19 protein-coding genes and 1 pseudogene are annotated in these 20,864 nt (G+C 59.3%); 6 read left to right on the top strand and 14 right to left on the bottom strand.

Annotated elements, in window-relative coordinates; all coding sequences use genetic code 11:
• Positions 1-64 precede the first annotated feature (64 nt).
• Both FRZ40_RS01990 and FRZ40_RS01985 read left to right on the top strand, forming a co-directional pair.
• A complete protein-coding gene (locus FRZ40_RS01990) occupies positions 65-964 on the top strand; it encodes an AbiTii domain-containing protein (RefSeq protein WP_147233131.1) in 900 nt (299 codons plus the stop codon).
• Positions 965-1,129: 165 nt separating this feature from the next.
• Positions 1,130-2,209 (top strand): integrase, encoded by a 1,080-nt coding sequence (locus tag FRZ40_RS01985; RefSeq protein ID WP_147233130.1) that lies wholly within the window; start codon positions 1,130-1,132, stop codon positions 2,207-2,209.
• Positions 2,210-2,226: 17 nt separating this feature from the next.
• On the opposite strand, the gene FRZ40_RS01980 is transcribed toward FRZ40_RS01985, so the two are convergent.
• The 9 genes from FRZ40_RS01980 to FRZ40_RS01940 form a co-directional block, all read right to left on the bottom strand.
• Positions 2,227-2,565, bottom strand: coding sequence for a hypothetical protein (locus tag FRZ40_RS01980; RefSeq protein ID WP_147233129.1), 339 nt, complete (start codon positions 2,563-2,565; stop codon positions 2,227-2,229).
• 307 nt (positions 2,566-2,872) lie between these two features.
• The gene (locus FRZ40_RS01975; RefSeq protein ID WP_158646987.1) at positions 2,873-5,263 is read right to left on the bottom strand and encodes a hypothetical protein; all 2,391 of its coding nucleotides are present in this window, start codon (positions 5,261-5,263) and stop codon (positions 2,873-2,875) included.
• A 43-nt stretch (positions 5,264-5,306) separates the two neighbouring features.
• Positions 5,307-5,747, bottom strand: a complete 441-nt coding sequence (locus tag FRZ40_RS01970) for a hypothetical protein (RefSeq protein ID WP_147233127.1) — start codon at positions 5,745-5,747, stop codon at positions 5,307-5,309.
• Between the two features lie 50 nt (positions 5,748-5,797).
• The gene (locus FRZ40_RS01965) at positions 5,798-6,070 is read right to left on the bottom strand and encodes a hypothetical protein (RefSeq protein WP_147233126.1); all 273 of its coding nucleotides are present in this window, start codon (positions 6,068-6,070) and stop codon (positions 5,798-5,800) included.
• Between the two features lie 193 nt (positions 6,071-6,263).
• Complete coding sequence (locus FRZ40_RS01960; protein WP_147233125.1) at positions 6,264-6,737, bottom strand: hypothetical protein; 474 nt, start codon at positions 6,735-6,737, stop codon at positions 6,264-6,266.
• 63 nt (positions 6,738-6,800) lie between these two features.
• Positions 6,801-7,049: a hypothetical protein gene (locus tag FRZ40_RS01955; protein WP_147233124.1), complete on the bottom strand. Its 249-nt coding sequence runs from the start codon at positions 7,047-7,049 to the stop codon at positions 6,801-6,803.
• A 9-nt stretch (positions 7,050-7,058) separates the two neighbouring features.
• The gene (locus tag FRZ40_RS01950) at positions 7,059-7,616 is read right to left on the bottom strand and encodes a hypothetical protein (RefSeq protein WP_147233123.1); all 558 of its coding nucleotides are present in this window, start codon (positions 7,614-7,616) and stop codon (positions 7,059-7,061) included.
• Positions 7,617-8,283: 667 nt separating this feature from the next.
• Entirely contained in the window at positions 8,284-9,096 is an 813-nt protein-coding gene (locus tag FRZ40_RS01945) for a hypothetical protein (protein ID WP_147233122.1), read from the bottom strand.
• A 628-nt stretch (positions 9,097-9,724) separates the two neighbouring features.
• Entirely contained in the window at positions 9,725-10,297 is a 573-nt protein-coding gene (locus FRZ40_RS01940; RefSeq protein WP_147233121.1) for a recombinase family protein, read from the bottom strand.
• 342 nt (positions 10,298-10,639) lie between these two features.
• On the opposite strand from FRZ40_RS01940, the gene FRZ40_RS01935 reads away from it, so the two are divergent.
• The 4 genes and pseudogenes from FRZ40_RS01935 (at position 10,640) to FRZ40_RS01925 (ending at position 12,954) form a co-directional block, all read left to right on the top strand.
• Entirely contained in the window at positions 10,640-10,945 is a 306-nt protein-coding gene (locus tag FRZ40_RS01935; RefSeq protein WP_147233120.1) for a hypothetical protein, read from the top strand.
• A gap of 159 nt (positions 10,946-11,104) precedes the next feature.
• Positions 11,105-11,242 (top strand): annotated as a pseudogene (locus FRZ40_RS46095) (AAA family ATPase); the annotation flags it as partial.
• A gap of 246 nt (positions 11,243-11,488) precedes the next feature.
• On the top strand, positions 11,489-12,241 hold the full coding sequence (locus FRZ40_RS01930; protein WP_240057054.1) for an OLD family protein: 753 nt from the start codon (positions 11,489-11,491) through the stop codon (positions 12,239-12,241).
• Positions 12,242-12,255: 14 nt separating this feature from the next.
• Positions 12,256-12,954, top strand: a complete 699-nt coding sequence (locus tag FRZ40_RS01925; RefSeq protein WP_147233118.1) for a hypothetical protein — start codon at positions 12,256-12,258, stop codon at positions 12,952-12,954.
• Between the two features lie 101 nt (positions 12,955-13,055).
• On the opposite strand, the gene FRZ40_RS01920 is transcribed toward FRZ40_RS01925, so the two are convergent.
• The 5 genes from FRZ40_RS01920 to FRZ40_RS01900 form a co-directional block, all read right to left on the bottom strand.
• Complete coding sequence (locus tag FRZ40_RS01920) at positions 13,056-13,304, bottom strand: transposase (protein WP_158646986.1); 249 nt, start codon at positions 13,302-13,304, stop codon at positions 13,056-13,058.
• Positions 13,305-13,461: 157 nt separating this feature from the next.
• Entirely contained in the window at positions 13,462-14,559 is a 1,098-nt protein-coding gene (gene zapE, locus FRZ40_RS01915) for a cell division protein ZapE (RefSeq protein WP_028365246.1), read from the bottom strand.
• Between the two features lie 94 nt (positions 14,560-14,653).
• Positions 14,654-16,084 (bottom strand): dihydrolipoyl dehydrogenase, encoded by a 1,431-nt coding sequence (lpdA, locus tag FRZ40_RS01910; protein WP_028365247.1) that lies wholly within the window; start codon positions 16,082-16,084, stop codon positions 14,654-14,656.
• 138 nt (positions 16,085-16,222) lie between these two features.
• Positions 16,223-17,512: a 2-oxoglutarate dehydrogenase complex dihydrolipoyllysine-residue succinyltransferase gene (gene odhB, locus FRZ40_RS01905; protein WP_028365248.1), complete on the bottom strand. Its 1,290-nt coding sequence runs from the start codon at positions 17,510-17,512 to the stop codon at positions 16,223-16,225.
• 142 nt (positions 17,513-17,654) lie between these two features.
• On the bottom strand, positions 17,655-20,510 hold the full coding sequence (locus FRZ40_RS01900) for a 2-oxoglutarate dehydrogenase E1 component (RefSeq protein ID WP_028365249.1): 2,856 nt from the start codon (positions 20,508-20,510) through the stop codon (positions 17,655-17,657).
• Between the last annotated feature and the right edge of the window lie 354 nt (positions 20,511-20,864).

The following is a 20,864-nucleotide window of genomic DNA, read 5'->3' as shown; positions in this document are numbered from 1 at the left end:
AGTTCCCGGATATAATGACTCGCGCAATCCGCCGCAGAAACCTAACGAATCAACCCGCACAGACATGGCATTGCCTCTTGTTATTGAACTGCAATCAATGGCCGTCAGCCGCGAGACGTCAGTAGTTCAACTCGTCCGCACGGCAAAGCTGGTAGCAGCAAAGCTCGGCCTGTCTGACGCTACTGAATGGATTGACAAAGAGTTAAACGGCTATGCCAGCCGCGCAAACTTGCCGAACTACAGGATATTAAGCGGCGAGTGTCAGGCATTCAACCCATATAACGGTCGATGGATACAAACCCAATTTCCGGATGCTGAGTTTCAGCGTATCTGTTCGGAAGCTAGAATCGGCCAGCCACTTGGCTCAATGGAGTCGATTATTACTAGCGATTCCGATCACGCATTCATGCACTTCGATTTTGAACAGCAGCAGATACTCCAGCGACTGTTCCGAGAGCAGATGAAATTCGCAATCAGGATTGCACGTAGCCAGTTGGAGGGAATCTATGATGCCGTCAGAAATCTGACGCTCGATTGGAGTCTCAAATTGGAGCAGGCCGGTGTACTCGGCGAAAACATGACGTTCACACTGACGGAAAAGCAGGAGGCCAAACCGGTGTCACAACAGTTCTTTATCCAAAACGCGGGCGTCGTCGGCAATGTGACCGACAGCGCGACCGTCACGAACAATCAGACGGTGCATGGCTCGCTATCTGTTGACCGCGTACGCGACCTAGTTCAGCAAGCTAAGCCAATGCTATCCGCGCTGCCCAGCGACACCGCTGCCGAAGCCAGCACACTCTTAGACGAACTCGACTCGGAGTCCCGCAAACAGTCGCCGAATGAGGGCAAGCTACGCGGGGCACTTAAGTCACTGCTCACAGTATGTGAAGGTGCGGCGGGCAACCTCGTCGCATCCGGCATCACAACCGCCGTTACTGCACTGCTCACACAGAGCACGTAATTCGCGGTTTACTCGCGAGAGCGGTTCGTTGATAATCGCGGGACGGCAACCACTGCCGTTCCTCGCCTGAGGTTCTGCGCTAGTACAAGGCAGGCATTCATCGACTACGGGAGCAATGCGATTTTCGTGTGGGCACGTTTCAACGCGGCACCTACCCTACACAGAATGGCAACTATCACCGAACGTCGCGACGCACGCGGCAACACCACGTTTCAGGCCCGCATCCGTCGAGCGGGCTACCCTCCCCTGTCTCGCACGTTCCCGGGCCGTATGCAGGCCGAGCTATGGGCCACAGCGATAGACGGAGAACTAGATCAGCGCGAAGCCCAGCGAGCCGCAGACATCGCATTACGCAAGGTAGCCGACGCAGCCCCGCCTGACCGCCTGACCCTCGGCGACTTGCTACTTCGGTACAGGGACCGCGTTACGCCCGGCAAGCGCGCTGCAATCGAGGAAGGTTGGCGTATCCGTGGCCTTCTCGGGCATCCGCTCGCCCGCTGCCCTGTCGTCACCCTTGCACCGCCGCAGGTTGCAGAGTGGCGCGATTGGCGGCTCAAAAGCGTTACCGGCTCAACGGTCAAGCGAGACCTTACCCTGCTCCGGCACGTTATCGAAATTGCCCGCATCGAATGGGGCATCAAGCTCGACAGCAATCCGTTCACGCTAATACGACAACCACGCGAGAACCCGCCACGCGAGCGCAGATTGAATGGGGATGAGGAATACCGGCTCATACAGGCATGCGACGGGGCCAGCCGCTATATGCAACGATTGATAGTATTGGCTCTTGAGACCGCTATGAGGCGTAGCGAAATAGTAGGATTGGAATGGGAACGGATTGACTTCCAGCGCTCACGTATATTGCTAGACCGCACCAAGACTGGTGTTTCACGACACGTCATTCCTTCAACTCGTGCCGTCAACGAGCTATTAAAAATTCGGCATGAGCTTCAAGCGTGGGCACGAGCGCGGCGTTGCGAGGTTCCCCCACGCGTATTCCCCGGCCTGACTCCCAATGCAGTCGGGCTATGCTTCGAGCGGACGGTTCGCCGTGCAGGTATCCATGACCTCCGGTTCCACGATCTGCGCCACGAAGCGATTAGCAGAATGTTCGAGAAGGGATTGACTGTAATGGAGGTCGCGCAAATATCCGGTCATCAAACGCTGCAAATGCTGAAGCGTTACACACACCTGCAAATGGGCGACCTTGCGAGGAGGCTGGATAGGAAGCCGGGCGGCGCATAGGCGTACCCGGCCAGCCGTTAGTTAGTCAGGACCGCGCCGTCGAGCTTCGCCGTGAGTTCGGCGGCGTCCGGCTCGTCGATGTCGATGCAGTACGTGCTCAGTTCGCGCATGGCAGCGACGAGGCGCGGAATCCATACGCTACAGTCTACGCTGGGCGTAGTGCCGGTCAATGTGAGGGTGCGGGACAGCGGAATATTCTCTGGTCCTACCTCGAACACCTCACCTTCAGTAAAGGCGAAGCCACGCTCATTCAGCGCAACTACGATGCTCAACGGGCCGTTATCCGGCTTACCGTCGAGACGCGAAAGGGGAAAGCACAAAGTGACTTGCTGGGGTGCTACTGCGGGCGTGTGCATGGCTCGGTCCTCTGACTGTTGAACCTGCCGTCTCGTCGCCAAACGAGGTGAGCAGGCAGATGACAGGGTTGGCGAACCGGCGTCAGAGAAACCGGCAGACCGCGAGGTCTCCCCGCCATCGCCCGCCCATTGACGCGCAATGACACTGCTACTCTAACAGACGGGTCGCCAAACCCGGTCGCGTGATTGCGCGACAGAGAAAGTTTACGAGTCGTAGTAAACCGAGGTCAAGATATTTCGGTGTCCCGTATAAATTGTAGACACACTGCACGGCGGGCTACTCGAACCCGCCGCACGCTATGCCCGCTTAGAACTGACCTACACCGCCCGATAGGAACGGGCCATCAACTACCGGCGCACCGTCTGCCGTCCGATTACGGTTCAGCCGTTCCTCGTACTTGTCCCGCACCTGCTCGGGACGCACGAGCACCGGGTATAGCTGCCCGCTCTGCTTGCGCTGGTAATACAGCAGGACGATACCGCCCGCTAGCTGCTCGCCGCCGACAGCTTGGAAGTCGTCGGGGCGGAAGTTGCCGAGGTCTGCCTTCGCATACAGCGGATCACTGGCATGTGCCGCGTTGAGCTTGTCCACGCCTTGACCTACTGCATCCTTCAGGTTGCCTCGTGCGACCTCTCTGACGGCCCACTGATAGTCGTCGTTAGCCTGATTCACACCGTTCTTGCTGATCGCCTGCACGCCCTGATACAGGGACTGCGCACCGGGCACGTAAGGGTTGTGCTTGACGATGGTCCCGTCGATGAAGTCGGTGTTGTTCAGGTTGCCGTAGACTTGGTTGTAGGCGAACTGCGCAGCCTGCTCATCCGACATCGAAGGGAACGCCTTCTTCGTCGTGGCGACGTACGGCGCGAGGTCAGCGGCGATACCGGCCTTAGTCGCGTCGTTCAGACTGTATGAGGTCAGCGAACCCGGACCACCGAAAATCGGGATCATCCGCTTGAAGAAGCCGGGGTCTTGTCCGCTAACGTATGACGCGGCTGCATCCCGGTCTGCCTTGGTCGCTACCGCACCGCTACCGTTCTTCAGCCACGAGCGCGTCGTCTCTAAGCCCTTCGGGTCATTGACATCCACACCGCTTCCGATGAAGGCGGCGACCTTCTTCGCGTTGTCTGTGCCGATGTAGTTCGCCAACGCACCCGGCCCACCACCCGGCACAGTCAGCAGCTTCTGCATCACTTGCAGGGACTGCTGCGCACGCGGAGTGATCGAGCCGCCAGTCACGAACAGCGCCTCGCTATCCTGTCGCAACTGCGACTCAAGCGACGCTGGCCGCAGCTTCTTCTCATCGCTAACGAGCGCGAGCTTGCTGATACCGTTGTCGAGCGCTTGCGGGTTCGACTGGCCTTCGCCTTGTGTTGACTGCCAGAACTCCTCGGTCGCAAGCTGCGCGTTCTGCTCGCTCACTCCGCTGGGCAGGATCGACGACGTGCCACCGTTGATCGCAGCGAGCGCAGACGTGCGCTGTAGCTGGTCGTCGGCAAGCCCGGCCTGCGCCTTCGCAATCACGGTGTTCACCTTGTTGCGCCCGGCGTAGAACTGCTTGAGCATCAGGTCGCGTCCGTGATTGTCGATGACATCGGTCGCCGCACCACTACGTGCCCGCCAGCTTGAATTGATACCGTCTATGGTGTCGTTCAGCGCCTTCTCGTCACCGGGGAACGTGCCTTGGATCAGCGACATCGAGAGCTTCGTCTGATCGCCTCCGATGTCTGCGAGCGCTGGGGCCTTCTTGAGAGCCTTCTGCGTCCACAGTTCCTCCTCGTTCTCAAGCTGCACGCGTGCGTCCATCGGGATCGCATTCCACATGTCACCGTTGCGCTTGAGGGCGTTGTACGCTTCGAAGTTACCGTTGCTCAAGTTCGCCCGAGCAGACGAGGCCATGTACTTGCCGTAGGACTCGTCGGTCATTCCGTAGGGGCGAAGCAGCGTGTCCGTGAACTTCTGCGTCTCGTCGGTGCGCAGCTTCTCCGCTTCGTCGGACGTGACGGCATAGCCCGTAGCCTCATGCAGCGTCGATTGCAACAGCTTGCCAGCGGCTACCGTGTTGTTCACGAACTTCTGGCCCATGTCCTCTTGCTGCCACGCGAGGTGCTGCTTCATGTGCGTGTCGAGCATCGTGCCCCACTGCTCTGCGAGCTTGGACTGCACGAGGCCATCGACGAGAGGATCGCCCGTGTTGCCGATCTGCGTGGCCTGATCGACGAGGTACTTGCGCACTGTGTCGGGGTCACGCTGTCGGAGGTTCGGCATGTCCTCCATGAACTGATTCTGCGCCTGCGTCAGCGCAGTCATGGCGGTCATCGCCTGTGCGCCGCGCACAGTCGCCGATGGGCCGAAGATTTGCGTGTACCACGGATGCTCTGCCTCGACCTGCTGAAGCGTGCGTCCCTGTGCTACCTGCGACATACCCTCGAAGTACAGCCGCTTCTGCTCGGCGGCGATGTACGGTTGCAGCATGCCCTGCGTGAGCTTGTTGAGCGCGTTGAGCGACGCAGCCGACTGTGCCGCAGCCGCTCCGAACTCGCCTCCCGGTGCGAGAGACGCTTGGCCCTGCTGGACCTGCCCACCGCCGCCTTGCAACGTGATCTGCGGCCCGCCCGGTGTCGGCGTGGGCTGTTGCGTAACCACGTTACCGCTGTTGTCGAGCGCGAATGAATCAGGCCCGTAGCTGTTCGACATATATTCCCCTCGATTGATAGTTGCTTGACCCGATTACCTGCGCTTAGCTAAGCCTGATTCCCACGCCACCGCTACCACCGCCAACGCTCAGACTTCCGCCAACGCCCTGATACTTCCGGCGCGGGTCCGAACCGTCGCCCACATTGCTACTCGTCATGTCAACCTGCGTCTGAGGTTGCTGTTGTTGCTGCATTGCTGCAATTTGATTTGCCAGTGTCTGCTGGTTGATCGTCGCCTGCTGCGCCTGCGCCGTGGCCTGTGCTTGCTGGTTCACCAACGCCGTTTGAGCCAGCGACGCCTGCCGCGTTGCCTCGGCCTGAGTGTTCGCAGCCTGCATTTCCGCTGCCGCCTGCGTTGCTGCTGCCTGACGGATAGCATCGGCTTGGGCCTGCGGGTTAATGCCAAGTAGCTGCCCGGCACTCTGCGCGGCCTTGAACGGGTTCGGGTTGGTAAGTGCGTGAATCAGTCCGCTGAAAAATCCCATTATGTACTCCTATGTGTGTTGTTGATGCGATGCCCTTATGAGCACCGCTGTTAGACTGCTCGCCCGTTCTGAGCGTTGAAGATGTCTCGACTAATGACGCACGGATGGCGTACCGGATGCTTCGTCACCATCGCGGCGAGCACCTGCGCGAGCGTCTCGCTAGGTGGAACGTATTCCCCGTCGATGCCCTTGCCGCCTGTATCCTTGAACAACTGGAGTTCGAGTCGTAGCATCGGATCAACCTCGAGTGCTTGGATAGCGAGGCTGCGCAGTTGCCAGTCCTCGGCTGCCTGCCATGCCTGCATGATCTGCTCGGGCGTCATCGCCTTCACCTCGGCTACCCATTGATATTGACGGGTCCAGTATGCCTCCGCTTCGCGTAGCTCTGTTCGGAGTGCTTTGATGTCACTGGCTGGCCTACTGTACGGAGATACCTTAACCACAGGAGGCAGAGGTGTCTTGACCTTCGCTGGTGGCTGTACAGGCATCCGGCGCGAGGGCTTGCGGCGTGTCGCATCAGAGGAACTTGCTGACATATGCGCGATCCTCCGCAAGAAAACCACGACGAGCAGCGATGAGCCAGCGTTCGAGCGCAGCGTCAGGCGTGTCGGCAAGAGCAAGAATGTCTGCGGGAATCGTATGCGGCACACGAAGGATTGCTGCCTTCTGATAGCTCGTAAGACCGATGAGCGAGACCGTTTCAGTACGGCCCGTTTCTTTGTCCACCATAGTGACCAACCGCCTGCCAAGGAGAGTAGGATCGGCGGCCTTCGGATCGTGCGCAATCTCGCGCACATCCCATCGCGCAATCTCGCGCTCCAACTTGTTCGCCTGCTCTGCCTCGTACGCCTGTACACGTCCCTTCTGCTCCGCTTGCAGAGACGCGAGCAGTTTTCCTGCTGCCTTCAGCCGTTCGTATACGGCAATGTCTTTCTCTGCCTGCGCGATTGCGAGCCGCAGTTGTTCCCCGTTCAAGCTCTTGATGTCCATTGTTGCTCCTTCGTTCGTTCGTTAGCTGATGCGCCACATCGGGCGCGATGTAGTGCAGGACTATCAGCAAATACCGCGCTGTGCACGGTCCTTGGCTTCGATGTCCGCTCTGATCCTCTTTGCTCGGGCATGGGCATCGCATGCGCCGATGTACGCCGCCCACGCCTCGTTCACCTTCGAGCCAAGGTTTGCCAGCAGTGCATCAGCCTCGGCGAAGGTTCGCGGCTCAACCGCTTGAACGTTGGAATCCATATCCTTTGCTTGAACTCCCTTGATTTCCACCGTGTTGCTGCTCAAAGTACCGAACATCATTGCGTCTCCTTACTTCTCAATCACGTTACCGCTCGCTGCATTCGCTACGGCTTGCTGATGGCCCCACGCCTGCACTGCCGCATCCTGCCGCTGCAATTCGGCCTTCGCTTCAGCCATACCACCGAACCCGCGAGTGCGCCCTGTCACGCCGTAGCCCATCGAGGCATCAACGGCAGGGCGTCCGTTCGCATCGACGCCAATGTCGTGGTAGCCCTCAAGCGGCGACATATCGCCCGTAGAAGCTGCATAGCGCAACGCCGGTTCAATATGCACCATCGTGAAGCGCATGCTGCGCTGACTAGGCGGGCCGTTCTCGTCCGTGACGCCGAACGAAGAACCGATGGTCATACCGGCTGCGCTGGTGTTCACACGCGATGTCAAGGCCAGCATCTGATGGACAGCCAGCTTCGCCTGCCCGACCGATACTTGGCCGCTGGGTTGAAGACCGAGGGCGATACAGAATGCCGTCGGGTCGGCGTACATATTGATGCGTTCGCCGCTGGGCAGATATGCCCACGGATGCACCTCGCCGCTGCCTTGATTCTGGTTACGATTCGTTACTCTCATATGTACTCCTTACTTCGATTGATGTGTCCACCCGGTATAGCGGGCGTGACGATGGTTTGAGGCCCTATACAGCCTTTGCTGCTCCGTGCGCCCACGCACGCATGAAAGCGTCAGTCGATCCAGTTTGCCCAGCGCAGCACCTCTACTAGGTCGGGAAAGCGCTGGCAGAGGTGATGCAGTTGGATGCCCTCTAAACGGCTCAGGTCGGGCTGATGGATGTGATGGGTATCCGAGTGCACCGCGAGGCGTCCTGTCGGGTACTGAGTGGCTGTGAACGTGCCGTATGTGTACGTCTCATACTCGCCCTGCCGCTCTCGCTTCGTGCGTTCAAAGCGGTCTAGATACCCGTCGCGTGAGTTCTTCGCCGGGGGCATTACATTGCGCTGGATCAGCGACCAATCGTCGGCGTTTCGGGTGAGTCGGCAATCATAGCAAGAGCAATCTCGTACTGCCCGTCGCACGCTTCCACAACGGGCGCACGCCTTGCCATCGTACGCTGCATGACCCGCTAGAAATGCCTGCCAGCGTACCGGATCGGACACGCGAGATTGCAGCGCAGATCGGTACATTGGATCGCGCAACGACAACTCCCGCTGCTTTCGGGTAAGCCGCTTACCCCTTGGCTGCTCACCATGCAATACGAATCGAGGATCGGTGTGCGGGCGGGTCAATCGTATCTACTCCCTGTATTCCTTAAATTCTCCTCGTGTTGTTCCTCATGCTGTCGTCTACGCAGCGTTAGTGCATCCGCGTTGGCCTGCCAGCGGTTCGCTGTGTCGCGGCTTACACCCATGTCTTCAAGCGTTTTGAGGAGGTTTATCGACTTGCCCGCGACCTTTATGTACTGCGTGCCGCCATTTCCTTTTCGCTGGATTTTTACCTCACTGCCGAACCAGTGGACCGCGCCGCCACCATTGAAATTGAACCGGCCCTGCGGAAAGTCCTTACCTGTCGCCTTGTCGGATTTGTCATCGACCCTACGGCCTGCTCGGATCAGGTCTCGAACCTTCGCCAGCGTATTGCATTCGTCGGTCGCGCCGAAGTCCACGAGCAATGCCGTAATCCGCTTCTGCAATACCGGGCTGAACTCGCTGTACCAAACCCGTTCGGGTAAGACTCCGGCGTATCTGGCCCGCCTCGCTGCTTCCGGCAGAACATGTGCAATGGTCTCGCTCACCTTCCGGTCCAACAAGTACGTATCGTTCTTCAGTAGCGCCGCCGCCTCGAATATCGCCTCGTAATAAGTCTTGGGCTTCTTGACAGACACGTGTACCGGCGACAGTAAAAGCTCGTCAATGTCGAATTTGTCTTTGAGGTACTGGAAGTGCTCTCGGGCGAATCGGTTTATCTCCTTGATGGCGAGCCGTCTGTATTCCTCGGTGCGGGCGTTACGTTCCTTTTGTGCTCGCTCTTTGGCAACTGCTTCCAGCCGCTTCACGGTCTCCGGTGGCAGCGGATGGCCGGGCCTAATCTTGCTCATGGTTCCCTCGTGTCTGATTGGCGCAAAGCCTTATGTGGCAAGCGATTGCGGTATTTATTGTTGGCAGAGGTTCCACCTTTTTCCCCTTACTATGTATAGGAAGGGAGTGGTAAAGGTTCCCAGCACACGCAATATCGGGACGTACGGGGGTGCCCACGACTGTGCACGCACCCGCACGGCTGGATGTAGCCTTGCCAGAAGACATCACCGAGAGTAGTCGCCTGATGCCATCGAACGGAAGGCGTCTGACGTGCGCCGCTTGCGGCCCGGCTTCGAGCGCTTGGCCCATGTGGGCGTCCCGCCAGTCGTAGCTTCCACGGCTCGTCTGTATGCTGCCTTGCCGTTGTCGCCCTGTCTGGCAAAGTATTCCGCCTCGTCTGCCCGTTCTTCGAGTGGATGTGCTGCGGTAGCTTTCATCGCTATCTCCCAATAGGTGCGCTGGATGCGCGTTTCTTGCTCTAATTAGGAACCGTATTTGATTGCATAGGAAATCCTGCTGCACGGTTCTCTGCATCATGTAGGAACCTGAATTAGCTATATGGCTGTAACCCTTTGATCCAAAAGAGAAAGACCAGCCGGATCACTCCGTACTGGCCCTGATTACTCCTCGGCGGGTGACTCCCGGCTGCTACGCCTGCGCGACCTTCAATATGGTTGGATGCGACACGCCGAACTCCTTCGCCAGCCCTCGCGCCGTCGCACCCGCACCCAGCCGCTGCCGTATATCGGCCTTCTGCGCGTCCGTCAGGCTGTCGCGCCGCCCCAGCTTCTTGCCCTCTGCCTTCGCCCTCGCCAGCCCCGCATGAGTCCGCTCAATCAACAGATCACGCTCGAACTGCGCGACCGCAGCAAGCACGGTCATATGCAGCCTCCCGCTTGCGCTGGTCAGGTCCACGCCCTTGAGCGCTAGGCAGTGGACATGCACACCGAGGTCGGCCAACCGCTCGACGGTGCCCAACACATCGGTCGTATTACGCCCTAGCCGGTCGAGCTTGGTCACAACCAGCGTGTCGCCGTCGTCGAGCTTGTCTAGTAGCTTGGCAAAGCCCGGACGCTCAGCGGCGGGTACGCTGCCTGATATGGTCTCTGTGACTGTGTGGCGTGCGTGGATATCGAATCCTGCGGCCTTCGCCTCGTGAAGCTGGTTATCCGTGGTCTGCTCTGCCGTCGAGACACGAGCGTAAAGGAACGTGCGGGCCATGCTCTTTCCTTGGTAATCAATCGTGGAAAGAATACTACTTGGTAATCAATCCGTTTACAAGGACTTTCTTACCGACGATGGCTACCATTCGGGCTTGGTAGTCAATCGCTCGTTTGTTTACCGACGTAACCCGTCGCTCGGCTCCTACAGAAGGCACGAAGCGTCCGGGCCGCCCAAACGTGCTTACCGGATGTATCATTCCTTCACACAATAAAGACGGGGTAAGAGATGCGGAGATGGATTTCCGGCCTTGCATTCGCATTGGCCGCTTGCGCGCAGCAGTTGCCGTACACGGCACACGCGCCTGTAAACGACCCGAACAGTGTGATACAGCAGGTGCTCATGGAGCAGGAGCAGGACCGCCGCCCCGAGTTCGTGGATACACAGCCTGAGTACGTCGAGTACGGCAAGGGCACGACAGGCCACTACAACGGGTTCGGCGTGACTCGCAGCAAGCACGAGGTAACTCGGCTGTACTACCGCTCGATCAAGGAATCGAACCTGTACCAGAAGCGCAAGCACTTCATTGTCCAGTTCAGGAACGCGCAGGACAATCTATTGGCGACCGTCGTCACCGATGATGGCGATGCAGCGCGCAGACTCATAGATGCAGTCGCAACGATGCAGTCAAGGCAGACAACGCAGTAGCGCCGAGCACCGCCCGTACACCCGCTCCTCACTCGCTCTCGCTCGTTCGCGGAGGGTGGCATGGGGGAAATTGGACGCGTGTGCCGGGGCGCTATGCTTGCGAAATAGCAGACCAAATTTCGGTCCCGTTATAGGCAGCAACCACCTTAGTCACGATCAATGCAAATCACACATTTTCGAATCACGAACTTCCGCTCGATTGTTGACACGGGTTGGTGCCCCTTCTCGCGAGACGGGGTGACGGTTCTCGTCGGTCAAAACGAGAGTGGGAAGACATCCGTTTTGGACGCACTAGCAACTACGTTTTCCGCAGTAGACGTTACTGCCGATGACCTTCGGTCCGGTGCTCCCTATCCACAGATACAGGTTAGGTTCAGATGTGAGGTGTCGGAGATAGAGAAAGAATTGGTGCGATGCCCACAAGAACACATTTACCTATTTCGAGAATTCTGGGAAAGATGTGGCGGAACGGGCGTGCTCGATTTCTCTTGGAAGCCTAACAAACGAGACTCCAAGAGGCCATTTGCAAGCATTGCAAGTCTTATGGATGCCGATGACCTTGCTAAGTCTCTGGCGGCGTTTCCGATAGTCGTGGTGCGTGACCCACAACCTGCGACGACAGCAGACACAACGGCTACGCCTGCTCCAGCACCTACCACTAGTGACGGGAGCACGCCAAGCGGACCAACTCCGTTGACCGTAGCGCTTCTCGGCGAGACGATCTACTCGCTCGCTCCTGAGTTCATACTGTTCTCGGAGCGGGAAGGGATGCTTCCCAACGAAATAGAACTGGACGAGGCTAATGCACCGACCGGCCCCGGCGCAGTCGCCGCAAGCAACTATTTGTACGCCGCCGAAATTGATTTACCCAAGATGCTTGCCGCAGATCGTCGCACCCGCGAGAGCTTCCTTCTTAAAGCTAACTCAAAACTAACGAAGGCATTCAATTCATTTTGGAGTCAGACGATAGGCAAAGGTACGCAACTCAGCTTAACGTGCGACATTGAATACCACGAAGCATCTGACGCTGCGAAGGCTGGGAAACCTTACTTGGTCTTTTGGATAAGTGACGGACATACACAGCTCTATCCAAGCCAACGCAGCCAAGGAGTTCGATGGTTCGTGTCATTCTTCCTGCAATTGAAGGCCGCAAAGCGTGAATATCACAGCGTATGGTTTCTGCTCGACGAACCGGGTGCAAACTTGCATTCGAAGGCTCAGGCAGACGTGCTGAAGCTCATTAACGATCTGCGCCACGAGATTCCTATCGTTTATTCAACTCATAGCCCCATCTGATCGAGTATGAGCATTTGCACAGAATCCATGCAGTTCAGAGACTAGGAGATGAAGAAGACAGCCCGACTACCATTCTCGACGCACATCAGTTAGGCGCAGCATCAAGCGATACCTTATCGCCAGTGCTAACTGCGATGGGCACTGACCTAGCGAGCCAGCAGACAATTCAGCGGCGAAACAATGTGCTGCTCGAAGAAGTGAGCGGGTTCTATTATTTGACTGCGTTTTGGAAACTAACACAGGAGAAGCAAGCCGCGCACTTTATCGCGTCCACGGGAGTCAACAAACTTTCTACCCTTGCGAATATGTTCCTCGGGTGGGGCCTTGAGTTCATTACCGTCGTAGACGATGACAATCAAGGTCGAGGCGTATACAAGGACTTGATGCGTGACCTTTACGGGGATGACCCCGAAGTCGCAAACAAGTATGTGATTAAGCTTAAAGGGTGTGACGGAATCGAGGATATATTTTCTACTGACAACTTTAAGCGATATGTGCTGAAAGACGAAAGCGCGAACATTCAGCAGAAGAACAGCGAGTTTCTAAAGCGTGCGAACCGATCAAAGCCGGTCCTTGCATTGGAGTTTAAGTTGGCGGTTGATAACGGGCACATCCGCCTCGTCGATCTAGACGAAGCCACGCAGACTTCGATAAAGGAGGTCGTCGGAAACATCGCAGGTAAGCTCGCCGATCCTGTTGCAAGAGCAGCCTAGCCAATCAGCCTAGCTTGCATCGCTGGGACACTGCTGGGACAATCAACGTCGAACAAGCATCACCCGGCCACAGCAGAAGCCGACCTAAGCCCTTGATTTTATTAGGTCGGCGCACCCACGCCAGCCTGATGCCACGCCTTGAAGCGGCGGTGACAAGTTTGATACGACGGGTATTTGCGTGGCATCGCCGACCAGGTGGCGCCGCTATAGATCACCCAGAGCACACCGTTGAGCACGGAACGGGTGTTGGCCAGCGGCCGGCCGCGCAATTCGGAACGCGGGCGCAGTTCCGGCAGCAGCGGCGCGACGCGCTGCCATTCTTCATCGGTGATATCGCGATACGGGGTCATGGGTACTCCTTCGTCAAGATTTCCTCGACGATATAGAGTCACCCCACTACCGGATATCAGACCAGTCCGAATCCTGAAAATGCAGCGCCAGCCCTCGCCGCAAGGTTCGGCGCGCATCGCGCTATCCCAAACCGGGCGGGTGTTGGGGCGGATCCGATCAGGTCAGCGATGTGTCGACGATCCGTCGCGGCGCATCCAGATATTCCTGCGACTGCATCTCGACGATCCGCGACACCGTGCGCGTGAACTCGTTCGCCATCGGTCCCTCCGTGTACAACTGCTCAGGCGGCACGGCGGCCGACATCAGCAGCTTGACCTTGTGGTCGTAGAACACGTCGATGAGCCAGGTGAAGCGACGTGCTTCGGACTGCATACGAGGCGTCATCTGTGGAATGCCGGACAGAATCACGGCGTGGAAGCGGCTCGCGAGTTCGAGATAATCGTTCTGCGAGCGCGGTCCGCCGCAGAGCGTCGCGAAGTCGAACCACACGACGCCGTCCGCGCGACGCAGCGCCTTCAGTTCGCGCTTTTCGATGTGCAGCAGCGGACTCTCGTCCGGCACGGCAGCGAGCTTCGCGAACGCGTCGCGCAACGCCTTGTCGGAGGGCGCGCCAAGCGGCGTGTGATACACCTCGACTTGCGCCAGCGTACGGCGGCGATAGTCGATGCCCGCATCGACGTTCACCACGTCGAGCTTGCTCTTGATCAGCTCGATGGCGGGCAGCAGGCGGTCGCGGTGCAGGCCGTCGGGATACAGCGTGTCGGGATCGTAGTTAGACGTCATCACGAACTGCACGCCGTTCATGAACAGCCGGTCCAGCAGGCGATACAGGATCATCGCGTCCGCGATATCGGACACGTGGAATTCGTCGAAGCAGATCAGCCGATAGCGCTTCGCAATGCGTCGTGCGAGTTCGTCGAGCGGATCGGCCTGGCCCTTGAGTTCTTCGAGTTCGCGATGCACCTCTCGCATGAACTCGTGAAAATGCAGACGCGTCTTACGTACAAGCGGCACGACTGCGTAAAAGCTGTCCATCAGGAAGCTCTTGCCGCGCCCCACCCCGCCCCACATATAGACGCCCTTAGGCAGATCAGGGTGCATGATCAGTTTCATAAAGGCGTTCGGACGACGCGCCTTATACGCAGACCACTCTTCATAGCACCACTGCAGACGATCGACGGCCACACGTTGCGCCGGATCAGATTCATATCCCCGTGCCTGCAGTTCCTGTTCGTAGTATTCGGTGACGTTCATTTTGTGAGGCAGCAATGAAGAAGGCGGGAGGGATTCAACCCACCCGCCTTCGTCGTGATTCGCGTTGCCCGAATCAGATTCGGGCAGAAGCGTCTTACATGTTCAGCGCGCGCTTGTCGACGGCGAGCGCCGCTTCACGCATCACTTCGGACAACGACGGGTGCGGATGGCAGATACGGCCGAGGTCTTCCGATGCAGCCTTGAACTCCATCGCGACCACGGCTTCGGCGATCAGGTCCGACGCGTTCGCCGAGATGATATGCACGCCGAGCAGTTCGTCCGTCTTCGCATCGGCGATCATCTTGACGAAACCATCCGCCTTGTTGATGCCGAGCGCGCGGCCGTTGGCCATGAACGGGAACTGGCCGGACTTGATTTCGCGGCCTTCCGCCTTGAGCTGCTGTTCCGTCTTGCCGACCCACGCGATTTCCGGTTCCGTGTAGATGACCCACGGCACGCAGTTGTAATCGATGTGCGGCTTCTGGCCGTCGATGATTTCCGCGACCAGCACACCTTCGTCTTCCGCCTTGTGCGCGAGCATCGGGCCGCGCACCACGTCGCCGATTGCGTACACGTTCGGCACCGACGTCGCGCAGTGGTCGTCGACGTCGATGAAGCCGCGCTCGTTCGCCTTCAGGCCGATCGCTTCGAGGCCGAGGTTGTCGGTGTTCGGCACACGGCCGATCGACACGATCAGGCGGTCGGCGTCGAGCGTCTGCGCGTTGCCGTCCTTGTCCGTGTACGAGATCGACACGCTGTTGTCGGTCGTCTTCACTTCGCCGACCTTCACGCCGACGTGGATGTCGAGACCCTGCTTCTTGAACTGCTTCGCGGCTTCCTTCGCGAGCGCCTGGTCGGCGGCGCCGAGGAACTCGGGCAGCGCTTCCAGCACGGTCACGTCGGCACCCAGACGGCGCCACACCGAGCCCAGCTCCAGACCGATCACGCCCGCGCCGATCACGGCGAGCTTCTTCGGCACTTCGGTGAACGACAGCGCGCCTTCGTTATCCGCGACGATCTTGTTGTCGACGGGCACGTTCGGCAGGTGACGCGCCTTCGAGCCCGTAGCGATGATCACGTTCTTCGCCGTGACCACTTCCGTTTCGCCTTCGCCCGACACTTCGATCTGCACGCCGGCGTCCGTCTTGCCCGTGAACTTGCCGTGACCCTTGAGCCACGTGATCTTGTTCTTGCGGAACAGGAACTCGATGCCCTTCGTCATCTTTTCGACGATGCCTTCCTTGCGGGCCAGCATCTTCGCGATGTCGACCTTCACGTTCTCCACGCTGATGCCGTGGTCCGCGAGGTGATGCGACGCGTTTTCGAACTCTTCCGACGACGCGAGCAGCGCCTTCGACGGAATGCAGCCGACGTTCAGACACGTGCCGCCGAGCTTCAGCGCGCCCGCCGGGTTCTTCCATTTTTCGATACAGGCAACCGTCTTACCGAGTTGCGCAGCGCGAATGGCCGCGATGTAGCCGCCGGGACCGGCACCGATCACGACGACGTCAAATTCTTTGGACATGACTATCCTTTTTGGCTAACCGACGCGGCCGCGCTTCGCGGCGCGCGTGGCTTCAGATACTGCGGAAATGCGAGAGACGCCCGTTGCGTATATCGCGACGGCGGCTGTTGAAATCAAGCCGCCGTCGCGTATCAGCCATTACAGGTCGAGCAGCAGACGGGCCGGATCTTCCAGCGCGTCCTTCATCGCGACCAGCGACAGCACGGCTTCGCGGCCGTCGATGATACGGTGGTCGTACGACAGCGCCAGATAGTTCATCGGGCGGATCACGATCTGGCCGTTTTCGACCACAGCGCGCTCCTTCGTTGCGTGCACGCCGAGAATCGCCGACTGCGGCGGGTTGATGATGGGGGTCGACAGCATCGAGCCGAACACACCGCCGTTCGAGATCGAGAACGTGCCGCCCGTCATTTCTTCGATCGACAGCTTGCCGTCCTTCGCCTTCTGGCCGAATTCGGCGATCTTCTTCTCGATGTCCGCGAGGCTCATCTGGTCGGCGTTGCGCAGGATCGGCACCACCAGACCGCGCGGCGAACCGACAGCGATACCGATGTCGAAGTAGCCGTGATAGACGATGTCGTTACCGTCGATCGACGCGTTCACCAGCGGGAACTTCTTCAGCGCGTGGACAGCCGCCTTCACGAAGAACGACATGAAGCCGAGCTTCACGCCATGTTCCTTCTCGAACTTGTCCTTGTACTTGTTACGCAGATCCATGACGGGGGCCATGTTCACTTCGTTGAACGTCGTGAGGATGGCGTTGGTCTGCTGCGATTCGAGCAGACGCTCGGCGATACGCGCACGCAGACGCGACATCGGCACGCGCTGTTCCGGACGGTCCTTCAGCCATTGGTCTGCCGATGCCGGTGCGCCGACTTGCGGCAGCGCGGGCTTCGCAGCGCGTGCGGGCGCTGCAGCGGCCGGCGCAGCCTTCGGTGCGGGTGCAGCCGAAGCAGCGCCTGCGCCGAGCGCGTCCTGCTTCGTCACGCGGCCATCGCGGCCCGTGCCGGCGACGTCGCCGGCGGCCACGCCCTTCTCGGCGAGGATCTTCGTTGCAGCGGGCGAGGCAATGTTGCTTGCGCCCGCCACAGCTGCCGCTTGCGCGGGAGCCGGTGCAGCCGCTGCCGCCGGTTCAGCTTGCGGAGCGGGCTTCACTTCGGCTTCGACAGCCGCTGCGCCCGGCTTGCCTTCCGTGTCGATCTTCGCGATGACTTCGTCGGCCGTCACGATGTCGCCATCGTTCTTGATGACTTGTGCGAGCACGCCTGCCGACGGAGCCGGCACTTCGAGCACGACCTTGTCGGTTTCGATTTCGATCAGAATTTCGTCCTGGGCGACGGCTTCGCCCGGCTTCTTCTTCCACTGCAGCATCGTGGCTTCCGAAACCGACTCGGACAGCTGGGGAACCTTGACTTCAACAATAGCCATTTGATTTCTCTGAATACGTATCGGGTGACAACGAACCTTGTGCGAGCCGCGTCCGATATTTGCGCGTAGAGACGCCCTTGCATGGGAGGTTCAGACGCGGGGCGGGAAAGCGCTCAGCGCTTTCCCGGTTCGCTCTCTGTGGTTATTTAACGATGGTCGCGCCTTTCAGACGGCCAAACGCGCCTTCGATCAGCGCCTTCTGCTGCTCGTAGTGCTTCGCGTAGTAGCCGACAGCGGGCGATGCCGAAGCGGGACGGCCGCTGTACGCCAGCTTCTGTCCTTCCTTCATGCCTTCGCGCAGGTGATGCTCGATGTAGAACCACGGGCCCTGATTCTGCGGCTCGTCCTGCACCCACACCACTTCGGTTGCGTTGTCGTACTTCTTCAGTTCGGCTTCGAACTGCTTGTGCGCGAACGGATACAGCTGTTCGATACGCACGATCGCGACGTCTTGCGCCTTCGCTTCGCGGCGATGCGCGACGAGGTCGTAGTACACGCGGCCCGAGCAGGCCAGCACGCGCTTGACCTTCTTCACGTCGATCGCGTCGTCCACTTCGCCGAGCACCGGCTGGAACGTGCCCTTCGCGAGTTCCGACAGATCCGACACGGCTTCCTTGTGACGCAGCAGCGACTTCGGCGTGAAGACGATGAGCGGCTTGCGGAACAGGCGGATCATCTGGCGGCGCAGCAGATGGAAAATCTGTGCCGGCGTGGTCGGCTGAACGACCTGCATGTTGTGGTCAGCGCACAGCTGCAGGAAGCGCTCGATACGCGCCGACGAGTGCTCCGGCCCCTGGCCTTCGTAGCCGTGCGGCAGCAGCATCGTCAGGCCCGACACGCGGCCCCACTTCACTTCGCCCGACGAGATGAACTGGTCGATCACGACCTGCGCGCCGTTCACGAAGTCGCCGAACTGCGCTTCCCACGCGACGAACGTGTTCGGCTCAGCCGTCGAGTAGCCGTATTCGAAGCCGAGCACGGCTTCTTCCGACAGCACCGAGTCGATCACCGTGAACTTCGCCTGGTTTTCAGCGATGTTCTGCAGCGGGATGTACGTGCCGTCGTTCCAGCGCTCACGGTTCTGGTCGTGCAGCACCGCGTGACGGTGCGTGAACGTGCCGCGGCCCGAGTCCTGGCCCGTCAGACGCACGGCGTAGCCCGATGCGACCAGCGACGCGAACGCCAGATGCTCGCCCATGCCCCAGTCCAGCGACGCCTCGCCACGGCCCATCGCGCGACGGTCGTTGATGACGCGCTCGACCAGCGGGTGAACCTTGAAGTTCTCCGGGATCGTCGTGATGCGCTCGGCCAGACGCTTGAGTTCGGCGAGCGGCACGGCCGTGTCGGCTGCGTCCGTCCACTTGCGGTTCAGGAACGGAACCCAGTCGACGGCGTACTTGCTCTTGTAGTTCGACAGGACGGGGTCGACCGTGTGGTGGCCTTCGTCCATTGCCTTGCGGTAGGCCTTGACGAATTCGTCGCCTTGTTCCGCCGTGATGACGCCCTGCTGCACCAGCTTTTCAGCGTACAGCGCGCGGGTGCCCGGGTGCTTGGCGATCGTCTTGTACATCAGCGGCTGCGTGACAGCCGGCGTGTCCTGCTCGTTGTGACCCAGCTTGCGGAAGCAGATGATGTCGAGCACGACATCTTTGTGGAACTGCATCCGGAAGTCGATGGCCAGCTGAGTAGCCAGCACGACTGCTTCGGGATCGTCGCCGTTCACATGCAGAACGGGCGCTTCGATCATCTTGACGACGTCCGAGCAGTACAGCGTCGAGCGCGCATCGCGCGGGTCCGACGTCGTGAAGCCGATCTGGTTGTTGATGACGATATGCAGCGTGCCGTGCGTGCCGTAACCGCGCGTCTGCGCGAGGTTCAGCGTTTCCATCACGACGCCCTGGCCTGCGAAGGCGGCGTCGCCGTGGATCTGCACGGGCAGCACCTGCAGTCCCTGCTCGTCGCCGCGGCGGTCCATACGCGCCTTTGCCGAACCTTCGACCACCGGGTTCACGATTTCCAGGTGCGACGGGTTGAACGCGAGCGACAGGTGAACCGGGCCGCCTTCCGTCGCGATATCCGACGAGAAGCCCTTGTGATACTTGACGTCGCCTGCGGGCAGATCGTCGACGTGCTTGCCTTCGAATTCGGCGAACAGGTCAGCGGGCATCTTGCCCAGCGTGTTGACCAGCACGTTCAGACGGCCGCGGTGCGCCATGCCGATGACGATTTCAGCGACGCCGTTCTTGCCGGCGTGATGCACGACTTCATCCATCGACGCGATGAAGCTTTCGCCGCCTTCCAGCGAGAAGCGCTTCTGACCGACGTACTTGGTGTGCAGGAAGCGCTCGAGGCCTTCGGCTGCCGTCAGACGGTTCAGGATGTGCTTCTTCTTGTCGTTCGAGAAGTTCGGCGTCGAACGGATCGACTCGAGCTTCTCTTTCCACCAGCGCTTCTGTTCCGGATCGCTCAGGTACATGTACTCGGCGCCGATCGTGCCGCAGTACGTGTCGCGCAACGCCTTGACGATATCCCGCAGCGAAGCCTGTTCGAAACCGAAGTACAGGTTGTTCGTGTTGAACGTCTGGTCCATGTCGGCTTCGGTGAAGTCGTAGAACGCAGGTTCAAGCTCGGGAATGTTGGGACGTTCGCGGCGCTTCAGAGGATCGAGGTTGGCCCATTGCGAGCCGAGGAAGCGATATGCGCCGATGAGGGACTGCACATAGACTTGCTTTCGCGCGGTGGTGAGATCCTCACCGCCCGTGCGCGGCAGGAAGGCATTCGCCTTTGCGCGCTGAGCGAAGGATTCGACGATCGGGCCATGAGCCACGTCGTTGGCACTGGTGCCATCCGATGCAGGGACGTTCTGCAGTGCGTCGAAATAGTTGCGCCAGGTCTCGGGCACTGACGCGGGATTGTCGAGATATGCTTCGTACAACTCTTCTACGTACGGAGCATTGCCGCCGAACAGATACGAGTTCGACTGGAATTGCTTCATCATTTTACGCTCACCTTTCTTCGAGCTTCTCGAGAAATAGCGGGTTACTGAACCTTCCGCGACACGGCCTGACCGTTTAGCGGATTGCGCGAATCAAGTCTTGCTTGGAAGGACCTAAAACTTGCACTCGCGGGAGCATATCACATAACCCATAGTTGACATAGGACAGCCCCCTATTGCAAAACCCGTGGTACGGGGCTTTGCGGCAAGTTTTATGCTTGCGCAACAGTGTTTGCGGCATGCCGGAAGAATACTTTAGGCGCTTCTCGGACGGTCTGCAGCGAAACGCACAAAAAAGCCCGCACACAAGCTTGAGTGCAATGCAAAAAGCCGCCCGGGGGCGGCTTTTTGCTGAGG

The sequence above is a fragment of the Paraburkholderia azotifigens genome (assembly GCF_007995085.1).
Classification (GTDB): domain Bacteria; phylum Pseudomonadota; class Gammaproteobacteria; order Burkholderiales; family Burkholderiaceae; genus Paraburkholderia; species Paraburkholderia azotifigens.
This window is presented reverse-complemented; position numbering and strand designations above follow the sequence as displayed.